Origin of the sequence: Allorhizobium paknamense (assembly GCF_030815125.1) — a bacterium.
In the GTDB taxonomy this organism is placed as follows: Bacteria; Pseudomonadota; Alphaproteobacteria; order Rhizobiales; family Rhizobiaceae; genus Allorhizobium; species Allorhizobium paknamense.
In genome coordinates, this window is sequence record NZ_JAUSWH010000009.1 from 108,723 (window position 1) to 128,101 (window position 19,379).

At 60.0% G+C, this 19,379-nt stretch carries 16 protein-coding genes; 2 read left to right on the plus strand and 14 right to left on the minus strand.

Annotated elements, in window-relative coordinates:
* Positions 1–235: 235 nt before the first annotated feature.
* From QO005_RS14660 to QO005_RS14700, 9 genes are all read right to left on the minus strand, one after another.
* Positions 236–643 carry a F0F1 ATP synthase subunit epsilon gene (locus QO005_RS14660; protein WP_307158790.1) on the minus strand — a complete coding sequence of 136 codons (408 nt, stop codon included), beginning with the start codon at positions 641–643 and terminating at the stop codon, positions 236–238.
* Positions 644–772: 129 nt separating this feature from the next.
* On the minus strand, positions 773–2,218 hold the full coding sequence (gene atpD, locus QO005_RS14665) for a F0F1 ATP synthase subunit beta (RefSeq protein WP_307158791.1): 1,446 nt from the start codon (positions 2,216–2,218) through the stop codon (positions 773–775).
* A 21-nt stretch (positions 2,219–2,239) separates the two neighbouring features.
* A complete protein-coding gene (locus QO005_RS14670; protein ID WP_307158792.1) occupies positions 2,240–3,115 on the minus strand; it encodes a F0F1 ATP synthase subunit gamma in 876 nt (291 codons plus the stop codon).
* A 29-nt stretch (positions 3,116–3,144) separates the two neighbouring features.
* On the minus strand, positions 3,145–4,674 hold the full coding sequence (atpA, locus tag QO005_RS14675) for a F0F1 ATP synthase subunit alpha (protein ID WP_307158793.1): 1,530 nt from the start codon (positions 4,672–4,674) through the stop codon (positions 3,145–3,147).
* The gene (locus tag QO005_RS14680; protein ID WP_307158794.1) at positions 4,674–5,234 is read right to left on the minus strand and encodes a F0F1 ATP synthase subunit delta; all 561 of its coding nucleotides are present in this window, start codon (positions 5,232–5,234) and stop codon (positions 4,674–4,676) included. The genes atpA and QO005_RS14680 overlap by 1 nt, the downstream gene beginning before the upstream one ends.
* Positions 5,235–5,498: 264 nt before the next feature.
* Positions 5,499–5,882 carry an AGROH133_08824 family phage infection protein gene (locus QO005_RS14685; RefSeq protein ID WP_307158795.1) on the minus strand — a complete coding sequence of 128 codons (384 nt, stop codon included), beginning with the start codon at positions 5,880–5,882 and terminating at the stop codon, positions 5,499–5,501.
* 300 nt (positions 5,883–6,182) lie between these two features.
* Positions 6,183–8,384 (minus strand): primosomal protein N', encoded by a 2,202-nt coding sequence (locus QO005_RS14690; RefSeq protein WP_307158890.1) that lies wholly within the window; start codon positions 8,382–8,384, stop codon positions 6,183–6,185.
* A 193-nt stretch (positions 8,385–8,577) separates the two neighbouring features.
* The gene (locus QO005_RS14695; protein WP_307158796.1) at positions 8,578–10,905 is read right to left on the minus strand and encodes a methyl-accepting chemotaxis protein; all 2,328 of its coding nucleotides are present in this window, start codon (positions 10,903–10,905) and stop codon (positions 8,578–8,580) included.
* 229 nt (positions 10,906–11,134) lie between these two features.
* On the minus strand, positions 11,135–12,034 hold the full coding sequence (locus QO005_RS14700) for a GNAT family N-acetyltransferase (protein ID WP_307158797.1): 900 nt from the start codon (positions 12,032–12,034) through the stop codon (positions 11,135–11,137).
* Between the two features lie 304 nt (positions 12,035–12,338).
* Here QO005_RS14700 and QO005_RS14705 point away from each other — a divergent pair, with 304 nt between their 5' ends.
* On the plus strand, positions 12,339–13,280 hold the full coding sequence (locus QO005_RS14705) for a tyrosine recombinase XerC (RefSeq protein WP_307158798.1): 942 nt from the start codon (positions 12,339–12,341) through the stop codon (positions 13,278–13,280).
* A gap of 243 nt (positions 13,281–13,523) precedes the next feature.
* Positions 13,524–14,570 carry a TraB/GumN family protein gene (locus tag QO005_RS14710; protein ID WP_307158799.1) on the plus strand — a complete coding sequence of 349 codons (1,047 nt, stop codon included), beginning with the start codon at positions 13,524–13,526 and terminating at the stop codon, positions 14,568–14,570.
* Positions 14,571–14,576: 6 nt separating this feature from the next.
* Here QO005_RS14710 and QO005_RS14715 read toward each other — a convergent pair whose 3' ends face one another.
* The 5 genes from QO005_RS14715 to odhB form a co-directional block, all read right to left on the minus strand.
* Positions 14,577–15,080, minus strand: a complete 504-nt coding sequence (locus tag QO005_RS14715) for a cytochrome b (RefSeq protein ID WP_307158800.1) — start codon at positions 15,078–15,080, stop codon at positions 14,577–14,579.
* Between the two features lie 204 nt (positions 15,081–15,284).
* The gene (lpdA, locus tag QO005_RS14720) at positions 15,285–16,691 is read right to left on the minus strand and encodes a dihydrolipoyl dehydrogenase (protein ID WP_307158801.1); all 1,407 of its coding nucleotides are present in this window, start codon (positions 16,689–16,691) and stop codon (positions 15,285–15,287) included.
* Between the two features lie 85 nt (positions 16,692–16,776).
* Positions 16,777–17,418 carry a LysE family translocator gene (locus tag QO005_RS14725; protein WP_307158802.1) on the minus strand — a complete coding sequence of 214 codons (642 nt, stop codon included), beginning with the start codon at positions 17,416–17,418 and terminating at the stop codon, positions 16,777–16,779.
* A 90-nt stretch (positions 17,419–17,508) separates the two neighbouring features.
* Positions 17,509–17,922: an MAPEG family protein gene (locus QO005_RS14730; protein ID WP_307158803.1), complete on the minus strand. Its 414-nt coding sequence runs from the start codon at positions 17,920–17,922 to the stop codon at positions 17,509–17,511.
* A gap of 207 nt (positions 17,923–18,129) precedes the next feature.
* Positions 18,130–19,350 (minus strand): 2-oxoglutarate dehydrogenase complex dihydrolipoyllysine-residue succinyltransferase, encoded by a 1,221-nt coding sequence (odhB, locus tag QO005_RS14735; RefSeq protein ID WP_307158804.1) that lies wholly within the window; start codon positions 19,348–19,350, stop codon positions 18,130–18,132.
* Positions 19,351–19,379 lie beyond the last annotated feature (29 nt).

A 19,379-nucleotide genomic window follows, 5' to 3' on the forward strand; every position in this document is an offset into this window, starting at 1 on the left:
CATGAATAGAATTCAGAAAACAGAAAAGCGGCCCCGAAGGACCGCTTATTTCTTTAAAGTATAATCCGACCGGAGTGAAACGAGGATCGATAAGATTATGCTCCAAAAATAAGATGTTAGAGCGCCGATCTGCTTCAATCAGATCGGCGCTCTAAACATGACAGAATTATACTGTTTATTCAGCGTCTGCGGGCTGCTGTGGCACCGACCATCAGGGATGGTCCAGACCGGCAGCTTAGTTGCGCGTCACCACATTGTTCAAATGCGTCAGTTCCGCCAGGAAATGTTCCAGCTTGCTGCGATGTTCGTGATGTTCGGCATTGTCCAGTTCCGTCTGGGCTATGTCGATGCGGCGCTTCAGTGCATCGCCGCTCAACTCATCCACCGGTACGGCGCTTTCGGCCAGCAAGGTGCAGCCCGTCGGCGTGACATCGGCGAAACCACCAAACACGACATAGCGCGCCGTCTTGCCGGAGGCGAAGGTCACCGAAACAACGCCCGGCTTGATTGTCGTCATGGTCGGTGCATGCAGGGCCATGACGGTCATTTCACCCTCGCTCGCCGGAATAACGACCTCGCGAACCTTTTCCGAGATCAACAGGCGCTCGGGCGAAACGAGTTCAAAATTGAAGTTGTCGGCCATGACTGTTCACTTCTCAAAAGCACGCCATGCCTGCCGCTACGGACAGGACACGACCTGCGTGGACCCTTGATCGAGAGCAGAGACCCTCCGCTCCGGAAAGCGGGGCTCAGCGCCCCGCCCCTTTCATGCTCAAGCTGCTTCGGCTGCGAGCTTCTTGGCCTTTTCTATGGCTTCATCGATCGAGCCGACCATGTAGAAGGCGGCTTCCGGCAGATGGTCGTATTCGCCGTTGACGAGACCCTTGAAGCCCTTGATCGTGTCTTCCAGCGACACCAGCTTGCCCGGCGAACCGGTGAAGACTTCGGCCACGTGGAAAGGCTGCGACAGGAAGCGCTCGATCTTGCGGGCGCGGGCAACCGTCTGCTTGTCGTCTTCCGACAGTTCGTCCATGCCGAGGATGGCGATGATGTCCTGAAGCGCCTTGTAGCGCTGCAGGGTCGACTGAACCTTACGGGCCACTTCGTAATGCTCTTCGCCGATGATCATCGGGTCCAGCATGCGCGAGGTGGAGTCGAGCGGGTCAACAGCCGGATAGATACCCTTTTCGGCGATCGAACGCGACAGAACGGTGGTGGCGTCCAGGTGGGCGAAGGACGTCGCCGGAGCCGGGTCGGTCAAGTCGTCGGCCGGAACGTAGATGGCCTGAACCGAGGTGATCGAGCCCTTGGTGGTGGTGGTGATACGCTCCTGCAGGGCACCCATGTCGGTTGCCAGCGTCGGCTGATAACCCACGGCGGAGGGGATGCGGCCAAGCAGAGCCGACACTTCCGAACCGGCCTGGGTGAAGCGGAAGATGTTGTCCACGAAGAACAGAACGTCCTGGCCCTTGTCGCGGAAGTCTTCAGCGATGGTCAGGCCGGTCAGGGCCACGCGGGCACGCGCACCCGGCGGCTCGTTCATCTGGCCATAGACCAGGGCGCACTTCGAGCCAGCGGCAGAACCGTTGTTCTCATGCGGGTCGACGTTGACCTTGGATTCGATCATTTCGTGGTAAAGGTCGTTGCCTTCGCGGGTACGCTCACCCACGCCGGCAAACACCGAGTAACCGCCATGCGCCTTGGCGACGTTGTTGATCAGTTCCATGATCAGAACGGTCTTGCCAACGCCGGCACCGCCGAACAGGCCGATCTTGCCACCCTTGGCGTAAGGTGCCAGCAGGTCGACGACCTTGATGCCGGTGACGAGGATCTGCGCTTCGGTGGACTGCTCGATATATTCCGGAGCCGGCTGGTGGATGGCGCGGCGGGCCGAGGTCTGAACCGGGCCGAGTTCGTCCACGGCTTCACCGATAACGTTCAGGATGCGGCCGAGGGTTTCGTCACCGACCGGAACGGAAATCGGAGCACCGGTATCGCTCACCGGCTGGCCGCGAACCAGACCTTCGGTGGAGTCCATGGCAATGGTGCGAACCTGGTTTTCACCGAGGTGCTGGGCCACTTCGAGAACCAGGCGATTGCCGCCATTGTCGAGTTCCAGCGCGTTCAGGATGGGCGGCAGAGCGCCTTCGAAGGCCACGTCTACGACGGCGCCGATGACCTGCGTCACCTTGCCGGAAGCGGGAGATGTCTGGGCCATGTTCTTACCCTCTTTCTTAGCTCAGAGCGCTTCCGCGCCCGCAATGATTTCAATGAGTTCGGTGGTGATCTTGGCCTGACGCTGGCGGTTGTAGCTGAGCGTCAGCTTGTTGATCATTTCACCGGCGTTGCGCGTGGCATTGTCCATGGCGCTCATCTTGGCGCCCATTTCACCCGCAACGTTTTCAAGAAGCGCCCGGAAGATCTGGACAGAGATGTTGCGCGGAATGAGATCGTTGAGGATCGCGCCCGCATCGGGTTCGTATTCGTAGATCGCCGTGCTTTCCGATACCGGAGCTTCACCGGCAACAGCCGGGATCAACTGCTGGGCGGTCGGCACCTGGCTGATGACGGACTTGAACTCCGAGTAGAACAGCGTGCAGACGTCGAACTCGCCGCGCTCGAACATCGAAATGATCTTGCGGCCAATGGCGTCGGCATTGTCGAAACCGATGCGCTTGACGTCACGCAACTCCGTGCGCTCCACGATCAGCGAAGCAAACTCACGGCGCAGGCTGTCATAACCCTTCTTGCCAACGCAGTAGATCTTCACCGTCTTGCCGGCAGCCAGCAGGCTTCTGGCATGATCGCGGGCAAAGCGCGCGATCTGCGAGTTGAAGCCGCCGCAAAGGCCGCGTTCCGCCGTGCACACTACGAGAAGATGCACGTCTTCCTTGCCCGTGCCGGTCATCAGCAGCGGCACGTCCTGATCCGGGCCAACCGCCTGGGCGATATTGGCGAGAACAGCACCCATCCGCTGCGAATAAGGCCGGGCGGCCTCGGCCGCTTCCTGAGCGCGACGCAGTTTTGCCGCAGCGACCATTTTCATCGCCTTGGTGATCTTCTGCGTCGCCTTCACGGAGGCGATCCGGTTTTTCAGATCCTTAAGGGAAGGCATCCGTTATCCGTCCTTCGAAACAATACCGATCAGGCGAAGGTCTTGGCGAAGGCATCGAGGGCGGCCTTGAGCTTGCCCTTGGTGTCGTCGCTGATGGCCTTCTCCGTGCGGATGGCGTCCAGTATAGCCTTGCCTTCGTGGCGCAGGTAATGCAGCAGGCCCTGCTCGAACTTGCCGACATCGGAGACGGCCAGCTTGTCGAGGTAACCGTTCACACCGGCGAAGATCACGGCAACCTGCTCTTCCGTCTTCAGCGGCGAGAACTGCGGCTGCTTCAGGAGTTCGGTGAGGCGTGCACCACGGTTCAGAAGGCGCTGGGTGGCGGCATCGAGGTCCGAACCGAACTGGGCGAAGGCGGCCATTTCACGATACTGGGCAAGCTCGCCCTTGATGGAACCGGCAACCTGCTTCATCGCCTTGATCTGGGCGGAGGAGCCAACGCGCGAAACCGACAGACCGACGTTCACGGCCGGGCGGATACCCTGATAGAACAGGTCGGTTTCGAGGAAGATCTGACCGTCGGTGATCGAGATCACGTTGGTCGGAATGAAGGCAGACACGTCGTTGCCCTGGGTCTCGATGACCGGCAGAGCCGTCAGCGAACCGGCGCCACGCTCGTCGGAGAGCTTTGCAGCACGCTCGAGCAGGCGCGAATGCAGGTAGAAAACATCGCCCGGATAGGCTTCGCGGCCCGGCGGACGGCGCAGAAGCAGCGACATCTGACGATAGGACACAGCCTGCTTGGACAGGTCGTCATAGGCGATCAGGGCGTGCTGACCGTTGTCACGGAAATACTCACCCATGGCGCAACCGGCGAACGGGGCAAGATACTGCATCGGAGCCGGATCGGAAGCCGTTGCGGCGATGACGATGGAGTACTGCAGCGCGCCGCGCTCTTCCAGAACCTTGACGAACTGGGCAACGGTCGAACGCTTCTGGCCGACGGCGACGTAGACGCAGAACAGCTTGTCATTGTCCGGGCCGTTGTCGTGAATCGGCTTCTGGTTCAGGAAGGTATCGAGAATGATCGCGGTCTTGCCGGTCTGGCGGTCGCCGATCACCAGCTCGCGCTGGCCACGGCCAACCGGGATCAGGGCATCGATGGCCTTGAGACCCGTGGACATCGGCTCATGCACCGACTTGCGCGGAATAATGCCTGGAGCCTTAACGTCAACGCGGGCGCGGCGGGTCGCGGCAATCGGACCCTTGCCGTCGATCGGGTTGCCGAGGGCGTCGACGACGCGGCCCAGCAGTTCCGGACCGACCGGCACGTCAACAATGGCGCCGGTCCGCTTGACGGTGTCGCCTTCCTTGATGTCGCGGTCGGAGCCGAAGATAACCACGCCGACATTGTCGGCTTCGAGGTTCAGCGCCATGCCGCGAATGCCGCCCGGGAATTCGACCATTTCACCGGCCTGGACATTATCCAGACCGTAAACGCGGGCGATACCGTCGCCGACGGAAAGCACCTGGCCGACTTCGGAAACTTCAGCTTCCTGACCGAAGTTCTTGATTTGATCTTTAAGAATTGCGGAAATTTCCGCGGCGCGGATATCCATCAGCCAACCTCTTTCAGTGCAAGCTTAAGGGTAGAAAGTTTGGTGCGGAGAGACGTGTCGATCTGACGCGAGCCGACCTTGACGATCAGGCCACCCAGAAGCGACGGATCGACCGTCACGTTCAGGAGGACGGTCTTGCCGGTCACGCTCTTCAGCGCCTCTTTCAGTTCGTTCTGCTGCTCTTCGGACAGAGCGTGGGCCGAAGCCACGTCAGCCGTCACTTCGCCGCGATGGCGAGCGACCAGCAGGGTGTAGGCGGAAATCATGCCGCTGATGGCAAACAGACGGCGGTTTGCGGTCACGACGCGCAGGAAATTGCCGGTCAGCCCGGCAATGCCGGCCTTGGCCGAAAGCGCCGAAATGGCGGCCAGCTGCTGGTCGGCGGTGAAGACGGGGCTCAACACCAGCCGCTTCAGATCCGCGCTTTCATCGATCATTGCCTGGAAGCGCTTCAGATCGGCAGCGACGGTATCGATGGCGCCAGCTTCGAGCGCCAATTCGAAAAGCGAGGAAGCATAACGCTCCGCTACACCGGAAGTCAGCTGGGATGTGTCTGCCACGGGCCCAAATTTCCCTGATTTGGATTCAAGCTGGCCTCCTCGCGACGAGACGCGACACCAGATTGATATCGTTTAAAATTCCCCCGGAAACACAAGGACCGAAGGCCTGCGTTATCCAAATTCGCGGTCCGTCTAGCATAGGAGACCCGGACTCGCAACACGGGTAATAACGGATTAAGCCGCAAGGGCAATGGGGGAAGGGCAATTTTATCGGTTAAGTCGGGAAAATCCTTGAGTCAGACGCCCAGCTTTTGGAGTTTTTGTTCAGGCAAGACCGAAAACATAGGCAAGCGGAAGAGCAGCAAGCAGCAAAAAAACAACCAGAAGAAGAACATTGCGCCAGCTTGCGCCGTGATCGGAGAGAATGGAGAGGATTCGCCCGAAGCAGCCGAGACCGAGTGCCGCACCCAGCGCAAGATAGACCATGGGCTGGGCAAGGAGCAGTGCCGAAAGGCCAAGCCCGAGCAGCACGCCGCCGCCCCCGCGCAGCGCGCCGAAGCCTTCATTGCGGCCCTCCAGCGGCACAAGACCGAGAAAACGCAAAATGAGGCCCGGAGCAAACATGACGACCAGACCGATAAAGGCCGTGAGCGCAGCACCGGTGAAGGCCATCTGCTCGCCGAATTCCGTTGGAAAATAAAACTCCACAGACCTCTCCTTTTCTGCGCTGCGAGCCGGTGACCACAAAACGGAATCAGCTCCACCCTTTTCCGGCAGGGTTCTACTGCATAATTCCTTAAATCGGAATCGATTTAAGGATAAAATTATGCAGCAGATTTAAAGCGTTACAGCGAACCTTTGTGCGCCATATATGGCGCACGGCGCTGTAAAGCATGTTCGCCAAGGGTGTGAAGAAAATTTACTGCGACAACGACCGCAATGGCACGAAAAGACGAGCCCCACGGGAGACACCATGATCCGGTCAATCCAGAGAATGCCCCGCAAGCCTTACAGAAAGCTCTGCGGATCGACATCCACCTGCACCTGGATGGAGCGGCGCTCCTTGGGGCCGTTGTCGAGCATGGCGCGCACGAAACCCTGCATGTCGCTGCCACGGCGGCCATGCACCAGCAGGCGAAAACGATGGCGTCCCCGGATCATCGCCAGCGGCGCCTCCGCAGGCCCCAGAATGGAAATGCCGCTGGCCTGCGGCGCCGCCTGGCGCAATTGCCGGGCGTGGGTCTCCGCTTCGGCACGGCTATCGGCGGAGACGATGATCGAGACGAGGCGACCGAAGGGAGGGAGGATGGCTTTTTCCCGCTCGACGATCTCCCGCTCATAAAAAGCGTCGGCATCGCCGGAGACGATGGCCTGCATGACGGGATGCTGCGGCTGATAGGTCTGGAGCAGGCCGTGGCTTTTCAGGCCGGTGCGGCCCGCGCGGCCCGTGACCTGGCTCAGCAGTTGAAAGGTGCGCTCGGCTGCGCGCGGATCGCCATTGGCAAGACCGACATCGGCATCGACAATGCCCACAAGCGTCATCAGCGGGAAATTATGGCCCTTGGCCACCAGCTGCGTGCCGATGACGATATCCGCTTCGCCCCTGGCAACAGCCTCCAGTTCCAGCCTTAAACGCTTGACTCCCCCGAGATCGGAGGACAGCACCAGCGTGCGCGCATCGGGAAAATGCCGCTCCACCTCCTCGGCAATACGCTCCACCCCCGGCCCGCAGGCCACGAGATGATCAAGCGTGCCGCATTCCGGGCAGGCTTGCGGGGTGGGCTCGGCATAGCCGCATTGATGGCACTGGATCTGGCCCCGGAAGCGATGCTCCACCAGCCAGCTCGAACATTGCGGACATTGAAACCGGTGCCCGCAGACCCGGCACAGCGTCAGCGGCGCATAGCCGCGCCGGTTGAGAAACAGCAGCGCCTGCTGCTGCCGCTCGATGGTCTTGCCCACGGCTCTCAGCAGAACCGGCGAGAGAAAGCCTCCGCGTTCCGGCGGATGGCGGCGCATGTCGATGAGATGCAGATCCGGCATGGCCGCATCGGCAAAGCGGGTGGGCAGGTGGATGCGGGTATAGCGCCCCTGCTGGCTGTTGACCTGGCTTTCGACGGAAGGCGTCGCCGAGACCAGAACGACGGGAACCTTGGCAAGCCGTCCGCGCACCACCGCCATGTCGCGGGCATTGTAGAAGACCCGGTCCTCCTGTTTGAAGGCGGGATCATGCTCTTCATCGACGATGATCAGGCCGAGATTTTCAAAGGGCAGGAAAAGCGCGGAACGCGCACCGGCGACCACGCGGATCTCGCCTGTGGCGGCCTGCCGCCAGACTTTTTCCCGGGTGCGGGTGGCAAGATCGGAATGCCATTCCGCCGGCTTTGCCCCGAAGCGCTCGTGAAACCGGTCGAGAAAGGCGGTGGTTAGGGCGATTTCCGGCAGCAGGATCAAGGCCTGCCGTCCCTGCCGCAGGCACTCGGCGATGGCTTCGAAATAGACTTCCGTCTTGCCGGAGCCGGTGACGCCATCGATCAGCGCCACGGAAAAATCCCGCGCCTTCACCGCATCCACCGCGATCTCCGCCGCATCCATCTGGCGGCCCGCCAGCCGGTGCGGCGCATAATCGGGATCAGGCGGGGCCACCAGCGGCGGCGGCGGCAGGAAGACCTGCTCGAATACACCCTGCTTCACCATGCCATCGATGACCGAGGTGGAAACGCCAGCGGCATGCGCAAGACCGCTCTTGGTCCAGGACAGGCCATCGGCGGCCATCTCCAGCACCTTGCGGCGGGCGGGCGTCAGCTTGTCGGGTTCATGACCGCAAAAGCGCAAGCCCTCCACCATCGGCTCGGGGTCAAAAGCCGCAGGCGCGCGCAACGCCATCCGCGCCACCAGACCGGGCGGCGAGAGTGTGTAGGACGCCACCCAATCGATAAACCGCCGCATGGAGGGATCAAGCGGCGGACAATCGAAGATTTTCTCCACCGGCCTCAGCTTGCGGGCATCGACGGCATTTTCTCCGCCATCCCAGACAACGCCGACCACCTTGCGCGGCCCCAGCGGCACCTGCACCACCGAACCCGGCGGCGCCACCATGCCGTCCGGCAGGCTATAGCTGTAGGGCGTGGCGGCAGGCATGGGCACCAGCACCGGCACGGAACGGGCCGGGGATGCGGGAGAGAAGAGATCGTGCGAATCCTGTTTCATCACGCGGGAACTTGCCCTTTTGAAACCGGAAAGAAAATCAAAAAATAAATGGGAAACGCCTGCCCCGGCGAGGGCAGGCGTCTGAAGCGATCTCAGAGGGGGGCAGGAAAAAATGGAACCGCCTTACCCGGCAAAACCCAGGAATGACAGGTCTGCCTCAGTGATTCCGAGCCTGTTTGACTGTGGCGAGCAGTCATCCGACCCGGCGCAGTGCGGAACTTTCCATGGCCGAAGCGCCGCCTTGCAACTGGAAGCGGCCGACCAGTTCGATGAGGCGCGAGGCCTCGGCGGCCAGTGTAGCGCCTGCGGCATTGGTTTCCTCCACCATGGCAGCATTTTTCTGCGTCACCTGGTCCATCTGGTTGACGGCGGTGTTCACCTCGGACAGGCCGGTGGCCTGCTCTCGGGCAGAGGTCGCGATGGCATCCATGTGCTGGTTGACCGTGACGATGTAGCCAACGATGGTTTTCAGCGCCTCGCCCGTATCGCGCACCAGTCGCACGCCATTCTCCACTTCGACTGTGGAATTGCGGATGAGATCCTTGATTTCCCTGGCCGCCTGCGCCGACCGCTGGGCAAGTTCACGCACCTCCTGCGCCACCACGGCAAAGCCCTTGCCCGCCTCACCGGCGCGTGCGGCTTCCACACCGGCATTGAGGGCCAGAAGATTGGTCTGGAAGGCAATTTCGTCGATGACGCCGATAATGTTGGAGATTTGCTGCGACGATTGTTCGATACGTTGCATGGCATCCACTGCATCGGCCACCACCACGCCCGACTGAGTAGCGCTGTAATTGGCCTCTACGGCCACGGCCCTGGCTTCTTCCGCCCGCCGTGACGAATTGCCGACATTGGCGGTAATCTCATCCAGCGCAGCGGCGGTTTCCTCCAGCGACGCGGCCTGCTGTTCAGTACGCTTCGAAAGATCGTCCGCACTGCGGCTGATTTCGCGCGACCCGCCATCCATGGAAAGCGATGCCTGTGCGACGGCGCTCATCGTATCGGCCAGTTGCTGGACAGCACTATTGAAATCGTTGCGCAAAGCCTCGAATTCAGCCGCGAAGGGCTGGTGCAGGCGAAAGGTGAGGTCGGCATCGGCAAGATGCTTGAGACCCTTGGCCAGGCCGGAGGTTGCTTCTGCCATGGCCTCGGCGCGCTGCCTTTCCATTTCGGCGTTGCGTTCTCTTTCACTTTCGCTGCTGCGGCGGGCACTTTCAGCTTCATCCTGCAGGCGGCGATTGGCAATGGCATTATCGCGGAACACACCGACCGCATCGGCCATGGCGCCGATTTCATCGCTGCGGCCAATCCCGGGCACGACAAGATCGGTACGACCAGCAGCAAGCTGGCGCATGCTGGCGGTCATGGCGCGAATGGGGCCGGCAATACTGCGTGCCACCATCCACATGGCGGCAATGGCACAAACGGCAATCACCAACGCCACGGCAAACTGCATGGCAATATCCCGGGTAGCGCGCGCTGTCAGCGCCTGATCGAGCGTAATGGCCTCGGCCAGCGCCACGGCCCGCGGCACGGTGATCAGCACCGACCAAGGCGTTTTGGTGCGCCCGATGGTGATGGGCGAGAAAGCGGTAAAGGCATCACCGGACGTCTGGACATCGGCCCTGCCGGCCTGGATCGTCGCCAGATAGGTGCTCAATTGACTATTGAGCCTGTCAAAGGGCTGACCAATGGTTTCGGGATGGTCGCTATCTGCCACCACCAGACCCTTGTAGCTGACGATCTTGACTCCCGCCTTGCCGCCAAAGATCGAACCGCGCACGTCTTCCGCCAGTTTCTGTACGAAAGACAGATCGAAATCTGCTCCGGCCACACCGCGGAACCTGCCAGACACCATGATTGGCACCGACATGGTGGCCAGATACACATTCTTCCCCTGAACGATATAAGGCAACGGATCGAGAATGCTTTCGCCGCCGCCCTTCTGTGGGCCGATATACCAGCCCCCTTTCATGACGCCGTTCGGATGCAGTTCAGCGCTGTCATATTCGACAAGCGGCTGGATAGCGATCTTGCCGGCGGTATCGCGCGTCCAGTAGGGCAGAAAGCGTCCGGTGGCATCAGAGCCGGCATCGCGACGGTTCTTGAATTCCTCATCGCGACCATCCAGCGCATTGGGCTCCCAAGCGCTGTAGGTGCCATTAAACCGCGGATTGTCCTTGAGCACGTTGAGAAGCATGGCATTGAACTGCGCACGCCGCTCACCGGGCGGGGTAGCGTCCATCCCCTCGCCTGCGGCAACCTCGAAGCTGCGGGCGAGGTTGCGGGCCGCATCGAAGGCCCCGTCCAGCGAAGAGCGAATAATGCCGGCCTGGGTAGAGGCAAGGGTCGCCAGACCTTCCCGGGTCTTCTGCTCCGTGAGCGTGGAGACGGACTGTCCGACAAAAGCCTGTTTGTCATTGGACGCGACGATATCATAGGCAACGAGCCCCGTCGTCGCCGCAAGAACGCAAAGGCCCGAAAGCACTGCGATCTTCATTTGTATGGATTTGAACTGCATGGATAACCTCCTCGAATGCACGGAGGTCCATCAGGCCTCCAGTCGGCGCTGAACAGCAGGGGCTCCTGCGTCAGATGAGGCAAATTTAGAAATTTAAAATATTAAAGAACCCCTACAAATTTAGGGATTCAAGAGGCTAAGTCGATGAATTCGAACGGATTTTGACGTTCATCAACTCGGGCTCGACTAAAGGGGGAAACGCAAGACGAGCAAAACGCCTTGCTCACAGTCAAGGGCTGAAGAGAGCATCTCCATCCTCGGCCAGACGGTGCACGCAATGGTCCTCCAGTGCTTTTGTCAGCGCCGCCGGATCTCCCTCCAGATACTCCACCGGAATAGGCTGACCGACGGTGATATCGAAACGCTGACCCTTCTTGTTGAGAAGTTCGTAAAAGACCGTCATGTCGCGAAGCTCGGTAGACCAGTTGGCGAACCAGTAGAACAGGCCGGAATTGCGTGCCCGCATATGAATGGGCAGGAGCGGCAGGCCATATTTGCGGGCAAGCCCGATCGCCGAGGTTTTCCAGGGCCTTTCATTGAGGCGCCCATCGGCCCAATAGGCAATGCGTCCGGAGGGAAACAGCACCGTGACCTTGCCTTCGGCGATGGCGCGATGGGTGATTTCCAGCGTTTCCCGCGTTTTGAGCTTGGATTTATGCTCCTCGCGCCACTCCACCGGAATCACCATCTCCACGAAACGGGGATTGACCCTGACCGCGTCGCGATTGGCAAAGAACATCATATCCGGACGGCGCTGTTTCAGGAGATCGAAGACCGCGACCCCATCGGCAATGCCGGTGGGATGATTGCTGATCAGCAGGAAACCGCCTTTTTCGGGAATGCGCTCGGGATTGAGCACCCTCAGATCAAGGTTCAGCGACCGGCTGAGATAGTCGAAAGACTGAAAGCCCGGCAGGTTTTCAATGGCATTGGCAAATTCGATCGCCCGGTCATAGCGCAGCAGGCTGTAGAGAAAGGGACGCATCAGCGGCCAGAGCGGATGACGCACCAGCCGCGTGCCGCGCTCGGCAATCAGCACATCCACGATGTGGCCCGGCTGTCCGTGCGAAAGGAGGCTCAGCGTTTCCGCCAGCTGTCCGAACATCGTCATGGATTGACGCCGCGCCATGAGCCTATCTCCTTGTGTCTTCAACCTTGGCAAGCCCGTGTGATCACGAGATGACAACGAAGCCGCTACTGCATAATTCCTTGAATCCTAATCGATTTAAGGTGAAAATTATGCAGCAGATTTAAAGCGTTACAGCGAACCTTTGTGCGCCATTTATGGCGCACGGCGCTGTATGTTAACAATTCCATAACGGCTCTGACGCAATCTGTGTCCCTTCATGCGGGACAAGCGTGTCTTATTTGCGCATTTCCGGACGGAAAACCGATTTCCACTTTTCCTGGAAACGCTTTAAAAGGATGTCTTTGTGGCGGAATTGCTGATGATGGCTGCAGCCGAGGTGCTGGACAAGCGGCAGCTCTGGCTGCAGACGCTGGCCTCAGAACGCCGTTTTTCCGAGAACACGCTGACGGCCTATGAACGCGACAGCCGCCAGTTCCTCACCTTTCTCACCGGGCATTTCGGCGGCCCTGTCAGTCTGGACGATATTGCCGCTCTGAAACCTTCCGATCTCCGCGCCTTTCTGGCGGCGCGGCGCAAGGAGGGGTCCGGTTCGCGCTCGCTCGGGCGGTATCTGGCGGGGCTGCGTTCCTTCCTGCGATTCCTGCAGCGGCAGGGGCTGGTCAATGCTGCGGGCGCGGAAGCCGTGCGGGCGCCCAAGCAGCCGAAGAGCCTGCCCAAGCCGCTATCCGAGAAGGACGCCACCCGGCTGGTGGAGGCCGGCGAGCAATTGCAGGACGAGCCGTGGCTGGCCGCGCGCGATGCCGCAGTGCTGACCCTGCTCTACGGCTGCGGCCTGCGCATCTCCGAGGCTCTGGACCTGACGCCCGCAGCCTTTGCCGGGGAAGCCACATCCCTTCGCATCACCGGCAAGGGCGGCAAGATGCGTCTGGTGCCGCTTCTTCCCGCCGTGCTCGTAGCCGTCAACGACTATCGCAAGCTCTGCCCCTATCATCTTCCGGAAAACGAGCCGCTCTTTCGCGGCGCGCGCGGCGGCAAGCTGCAACAGGCCATTATTCAGCGGCAGATGCAGAAATTGCGCTCGGCGCTCGGACTTCCCGACAGCGCCACGCCGCATGCGCTGCGCCACTCCTTCGCCACCCACCTTCTCAGCGGCGGCGGCGACCTGCGCAGCATTCAGGAACTTCTGGGTCATGCCAGCCTGTCCACCACCCAGGTCTATACGGGCGTGGATTCCGCCCGGCTGCTGGATGTCTATGAGAGGGCACATCCCCGCGCCCGCGCCTGACACCAAAAATTTGTCCATGCCCCGGATAAGGCCAGCACGCGTCGCGCTTACTGCATAATTCCTTAAATCGGAATCGATTTAAGGAATTATGCAGCAGATTTAGAGTGTTACAGCGCCGTGCGTTTGATAAAACGCACGGCGCTGTAGAGATCTGCAGATGTTAAGAGATCCTGAAGCCTAAGGCGCTATAGCGTCAAAACTCTATCTGCCGCATCCGGAACCAATTTCAAAAGGGAGAACAGGATGGACCGTTGGCTGAAACAAGCATGCCGCGCCGCAGCCGCATTGCCGCTGATGCTTCTGCTGCTTCTCCTCTCCACGCTGGCACTGGTACAGCCCGCTCGGTCAGAGGATGCCAGCACCTGCCACGCCCATAATCTCCTGCCGGAATTTGAAAAGACCGAACCCGAAGCCTTTGCCAGAGTGCAGGCTGAGGCGCGGCAAACGCCAAATGGCAACAGTATCTTCTGGAAACTTGAAAAGCCGGGCCGGGAACCCTCCTGGCTTCTGGGAACGATGCACCTGACCGACCCGCGCGTCACCGCCATGCCGCCTGCCGCACGCGAGGCTTTCCAGGCGGCGGATACGGTGGTGCTGGAATCCGATGAGATTCTCGACCCGAAGAAGGCGGCGTTTGCGATTCTGGCGAAGCCGGAATTTTCGACCTTCACCGATGGATCGACCCTGACCGGACTGCTATCTGCCGAGGATGTGGCAACCATTGATGCGGCTCTGAAACCGAAGGGCCTTTCGGTAAAGGGCCTGAACCGCATGAAGCCGTGGCTGATTTCCGCCATGCTGGCTCTGCCCGGTTGCGAGATGAGCCGCAAGGGTCAGGGAGGCTTGTTTCTGGATATGAAGCTGGCTGTCGATGCCGCCAAGGCCGGCAAAGAAGTTTTGGGGGTCGAGACCCTGGCCGAACAGTTCGAGGCCATGAACGCTGTCCCGATCGATGTGCATTTGAAGTCGCTGGTGAGCGTCGCCAAGGCCAAGGACCAGATCAATGACGTCATGGAAACCATGATTGATCTCTATCTGAACGGTCAGATTGGCATGATTACGCCGACCTTGCGGGCCGCTGCACCGGATGGCACGGAAGCAACTCCGTTCGAACAACGGATGATCGTTGACCGCAACAAGGTCATGGCGCAGCGCGGCGGGCCGATCCTCGATAATGGCAATGTCTTCATGGCTGTCGGAGCCCTGCATCTGCCGGGCAAGGACGGGCTGATCGAACTGCTGCGCCAGCAGGGTTTCACGATCACCCCCGTTGCGTCTACGCCGGGATAACGAGGTTTATACGCCCTTCGTCATGCGGGCCAGCACGTCGGTCTTCCAGTAGAACTGATGGACCAGCGCACCCGCAACATGCAGCACAATCAGCGCCCACAGCAGGAGCTTCAGCGGTCCGCCGTGCAATTCACCGAGCACGGCATTGCCGAAATAATATTTGGCGATCCCTGACAGCGGCACGGCAAGAAACAACAGATAGAAAGCGCCATGGGTGACCCTGGCGGCCAGCTTGAGCAAGGCTGGCTCATTTTCAGGCGGCTGCGGCGCGCCCTGCACAAGGCGGAGCGCAAGCCGCATCAGACAGAGCGCCAGAATGGCAATGCCGACATAGGCATGGATATTGGCGGATGCGATGTCATCCGGCGTCACAGGCTCGCCCCGGCGCACCAGCCTGTTCCAGTGCTCCATACCATCCGAAAAAATCAGGTTGAAAAAAATCATCAGCGCCATCAGCCAGTGAAGCACGCGCTGGGCCAGGGAATAGCCGGTAACCGGTGTCGCAACCATTGTTTCTGCCTTTAGTCTTTCCGTGTTTCCGTGTTTCCAGACGGAAAACCGGACTCCACTTTTCTCGGGACAATGCTTTATCAAGAAAAAAAATTCTTCGCGACCATGATAAAAGCCGCATCCTGTAATACAAGATGCGGCTTTCAATATTACCGAAATATAATAGTTGCCTTTTACAGTCCGGTTTGAACGGAACTGCAGGACTTACATATGGATCGGCTTGAAGAAGGTCGCCAGCGCTGCCTCCTTCACGGCTTCCGACATGGTGGGATGCGCATGGCAGGTACGGCCCAGATCCTCGGAGGAACCGCCGAATTCCATCAATACAGCGGCTTCATGGATCATTTCGCCTGCACCAAAGCCGACGATATGCACGCCGAGCACGCGGTCCGTCTCCTTGTCGGCCAGCACCTTGACGAACCCATCCGTCACCTGCATGGCACGCGCGCGGCCATTGGCGGTGAAGGGGAACTTGCCAGCCTTGTAAGAAACGCCAGCAGCCTTTAGCTCCTCTTCCGTCTTGCCGACGGAGGCCACTTCCGGCTGGGTATAAACAACACCCGGAATGACATCGTAATTCACATGGCCATGCTGACCGGCCAGGATTTCGGCAAGAGCAACACCCTCATCCTCAGCCTTGTGCGCCAGCATCGGACCCTTGACGACATCGCCGATGGCATAAATGCCCGCAACATTGGTGCGGAAATGACCGTCGATTTCGACGCGGCCACGATTGTCGAGCGCCACACCGGCCTCTTCCAGGCCGAGGCCCGCCGTATAGGGCTTGCGGCCCGTGGCCACCAGCACGACATCGGCTTCCAGCGTCTGCGCTTCACCGCCCTTGACCGGTTCGAAGGTAACCTTGGCGCCGTTGCCAGACTTCACAACCGCCGTCACCTTGGCGCCGAGGTTGAATTCCATGCCCTGCTTGGCCAGCATGCGCTGGAACTGCTTGGACACTTCGCCGTCCATGCCGCCGAGAATGGTATCGAGATATTCGACCACCGTGACCTTCGCGCCCAGGCGCGACCAGACCGAACCCAGTTCCAGGCCGATCACGCCGCCACCGACGACGATCATCTTGCCCGGCACCTTGTCCAGCGCGATGCCGCCGGTGGAGGAAACGATGACCTTCTCATCGATCTCGACGGCGACGCCCGGAATGCCGGCCACTTCCGAACCGGTGGCGATGACGATGTTCTTTGTTTCCAGAACCTGCTCTTCGCCCTTTTCATTGGTGACGGCGACCTTGCCGGCGGCCACGATCTTGCCGGTGCCCTGGATGCCATCGATCTTGTTCTTCTTGAACAGGAAGGAAACGCCCTCGACATTGGCCTTCACGACGCTGTCCTTATGGGCCATCATCTTGGCGAGGTTCAGCTTCGGCGCGGGCACTTCGACGCCGAGATCGGCCATGCCATGCGCAGCATGGGCAAACATTTCCGATGCATGCAGCAGCGCCTTGGAGGGAATGCAGCCGACATTGAGGCAGGTGCCGCCATAGGTGGCCCGCTTTTCGACCACGGCCACCTTCATGCCCAGCTGCGCTGCCTTGATGGCGCAGACATAACCACCGGGGCCGGAGCCGATTACCACGAGATCATAAGCCATTTCAGTCGTTCCTTTGTCTTGATTCAGCGGCCAGACCGCAGTCCGGCGTAAGTCTATGAGCGTCAAGCGCTCAGGTTGAAAAAAATCAGCCTGCTTTTTCCGTTGCCAGCTTCAGCCCCAGCACGATGAAGACCGCCCCGCTCACCCGATCGATCCATTGGCTGGCGCGGGAAAAAGCCATGCGCATCTTCGGCGTCGTCATGAAAATGCTGACACCCACGAACCAGGCAATCAGACAGCTTGCCATGACCAGCCCGTAACCGAACTTCACCATCATCGGCGTGTGCAGGCTGACCACCGTCGAGAAGATCGACAGGAAGAAGAAAACCGGTTTCGGATTGAGCGCATTGGCGGCGAAGCCCAGCCCGAAAGCTTTTGCCACAGACTGGCGACGGCTCTCCCCGGCCACCTTGTTCTGCTCAACCGTCATATCCGTCTTGCCAGCTCTCAGCGACTTGATGCCGATATAAACAAGATAGGCGACACCGCACCACTTGACGATATTGAACAGGTAGATCGACTGGGAAATGATCAGCCCAAGGCCAAGAATGGTGTAGGTCACATGGAACATCAGCGATGTGCCGATGCCGAAACTGGTGATGATGGCAGACCGCCTGCCATGCAGGATCGACTGGCGCATCACCATGGCAAGATCCGCCCCCGGCGACACGATCGCGAAGGAAAAAATGGCCATCAGGGAGGCCAGTTCGAACAGATAGGGATGCATCACCGCTCCTGGGCTAGGGTCCATCTGGTTCACGTCAAACCAGAGGGACCCCAGATTTCTTTGTTTTACCTATTCTTGACGGAAAACCGCTCAGACAATCATCACGACGAACATCAGCGCCAGCCCGATCATCGAGCCAACCCAGACCAGCGAGCGGATATAGGGAATACCGGCGAGATAGAGTGGAATATATATGATACGGGCAATGAACCACAGCCACGCCCCGATCAGACCCAGACCGTGCGGATCACCCGCCATGATCAGCCCGAAAGCCAGAGCAATGAAGCCAGGGTAGGTTTCGCGGAAATTGGCGGAAGCACGTTCAGCGCGGCCTGCCAGCTTGCCTTCCGGCTTGCGGTTTCCGTCCCGAGGACCGGCATTCCAAGTGGACCCCAGTTCCTTCGTCGCGGTCATGCCCTGCAAGAGGATATGCACGATCAAAAGCGCCACGCTCCAGCCAATGACCGGCAGGAAGGGCGATGCGGCAAGAAAGGTCGGCTCCATGCTCAGGCTCTCCTTCTGCGCATTCCACCTTGGAACAAAGTGCCGATGCGCTCCCCGATGACAACCGGCGGAGATTTTGCCTCCGCCGGATCAAATGCAGATGTCTTAGAGCGTTTCATTCTTTCACGGAAACATTGAAACGCTCTAACTTTTTGTTTCTACGCATTTCCGGACGGAAAACCGGTTCCCACTTTTCCTGGAAATGCTCTAGAGATCGAGAACCAGACGTTCCGGATCTTCCAGGCTTTCCTTGACGCGCACCAGGAAGGTGACGGCTTCCTTGCCGTCGACGATGCGGTGGTCATAGGAAAGCGCCAGATACATCATCGGACGAATGACGATCTGCCCACCGACCACGACCGGACGCTCCTGGATCTTGTGCATGCCGAGGATACCGGACTGCGGCGCGTTCAGGATCGGCGAGGACATCAGCGAACCGTAGACACCGCCATTGGTGATGGTGAAGGTGCCGCCCTGCATGTCCGCCATGGAGAGCGTGTTATCGCGGGCAGCCTTAGCCAGACGGCCCAGTTCCTTTTCGACACCGGCAATCGACAGCTGGTCGGCATCACGGATAACCGGAACCACCAGACCCTTGTCGGTGCCAACGGCCATGCCGATGTGGCAGTAGTTCTTGTAGATGATGTCCGTGCCGTCGATCTCGGCGTTGATGGCCGGAAGTTCCTTCAGAGCGTGGGTCACGGCCTTGGTGAAGAAGCCCATGAAGCCCATCTTCACGCCATGCTTCTTTTCGAAGATGTCCTTGTACTTGGCGCGCAGGTCCATCACAGCCTTCATGTCCACCTCGTTATAGGTGGTCAGCATGGCGGCGGTGTTCTGGGCATCCTTCAGGCGCTTGGCGATGGTCTGGCGCAGGCGGGTCATCTTGACGCGCTCTTCGCGGACCTGATCGTCAGCCGAGGAGACCGGACGCGGCGCTGCAGCCGGAGCCGGTGCGGCAGCGGTCGTGCCCTTGGCGATGGCGGCGAGAACGTCACCCTTCAACACCTGACCACGCTTGCCGGAACCATCGACATCGGCGGTGTTGATATTGTTATCGGCAGCAAGCTTGGCAGCGGCAGGCGCAGCCGGCATCGCGGCAGCCGGAGCCGCAGGAGCAGCGGCCGGAGCCGGAGCGGCAGCGGCCGGTGCGGGGGCAGCGGCGGCAGGAGCAGCCGCGCCAGCGGAAGCACCCTCGGCGATCTGGCCGAGCAGCGCGCCAAGGCCGACGGTCTCGCCGTTCTGGGCAACGATTTCGGTCAGCACGCCGGATGCCGGGGCCGGAACTTCAACCGTTACCTTGTCGGTTTCCAGTTCGACGAGCGGCTCGTCAGCCTTCACGACATCGCCAACCTTCTTGAACCAGGTGCCGACCGTGGCTTCGCTGACGGATTCTCCCAGGGTGGGAACGCGGATTTCAGTGGCCATAATTAGGATTCCATTGATCTATGGGCGTT

Bases quoted from the DNA above. Each gene is read 5' to 3' on its own strand.
- QO005_RS14660 (WP_307158790.1), bottom strand. From the start codon at position 643: ATGGCCGACAACTTCAATTTTGAACTCGTTTCGCCCGAGCGCCTGTTG.
- atpD (WP_307158791.1), bottom strand. From the start codon at position 2,218: ATGGCCCAGACATCTCCCGCTTCCGGCAAGGTGACGCAGGTCATCGGC.
- QO005_RS14670 (WP_307158792.1), bottom strand. From the start codon at position 3,115: ATGCCTTCCCTTAAGGATCTGAAAAACCGGATCGCCTCCGTGAAGGCG.
- atpA (WP_307158793.1), bottom strand. From the start codon at position 4,674: ATGGATATCCGCGCCGCGGAAATTTCCGCAATTCTTAAAGATCAAATC.
- QO005_RS14690 (WP_307158890.1), bottom strand. From the start codon at position 8,384: ATGAAACAGGATTCGCACGATCTCTTCTCTCCCGCATCCCCGGCCCGT.
- QO005_RS14695 (WP_307158796.1), bottom strand. From the start codon at position 10,905: ATGCAGTTCAAATCCATACAAATGAAGATCGCAGTGCTTTCGGGCCTT.
- QO005_RS14700 (WP_307158797.1), bottom strand. From the start codon at position 12,034: ATGGCGCGGCGTCAATCCATGACGATGTTCGGACAGCTGGCGGAAACG.
- QO005_RS14710 (WP_307158799.1), top strand. From the start codon at position 13,524: ATGGACCGTTGGCTGAAACAAGCATGCCGCGCCGCAGCCGCATTGCCG.
- QO005_RS14715 (WP_307158800.1), bottom strand. From the start codon at position 15,080: ATGGTTGCGACACCGGTTACCGGCTATTCCCTGGCCCAGCGCGTGCTT.
- lpdA (WP_307158801.1), bottom strand. From the start codon at position 16,691: ATGGCTTATGATCTCGTGGTAATCGGCTCCGGCCCCGGTGGTTATGTC.
- QO005_RS14725 (WP_307158802.1), bottom strand. From the start codon at position 17,418: ATGCATCCCTATCTGTTCGAACTGGCCTCCCTGATGGCCATTTTTTCC.
- QO005_RS14730 (WP_307158803.1), bottom strand. From the start codon at position 17,922: ATGGAGCCGACCTTTCTTGCCGCATCGCCCTTCCTGCCGGTCATTGGC.
- odhB (WP_307158804.1), bottom strand. From the start codon at position 19,350: ATGGCCACTGAAATCCGCGTTCCCACCCTGGGAGAATCCGTCAGCGAA.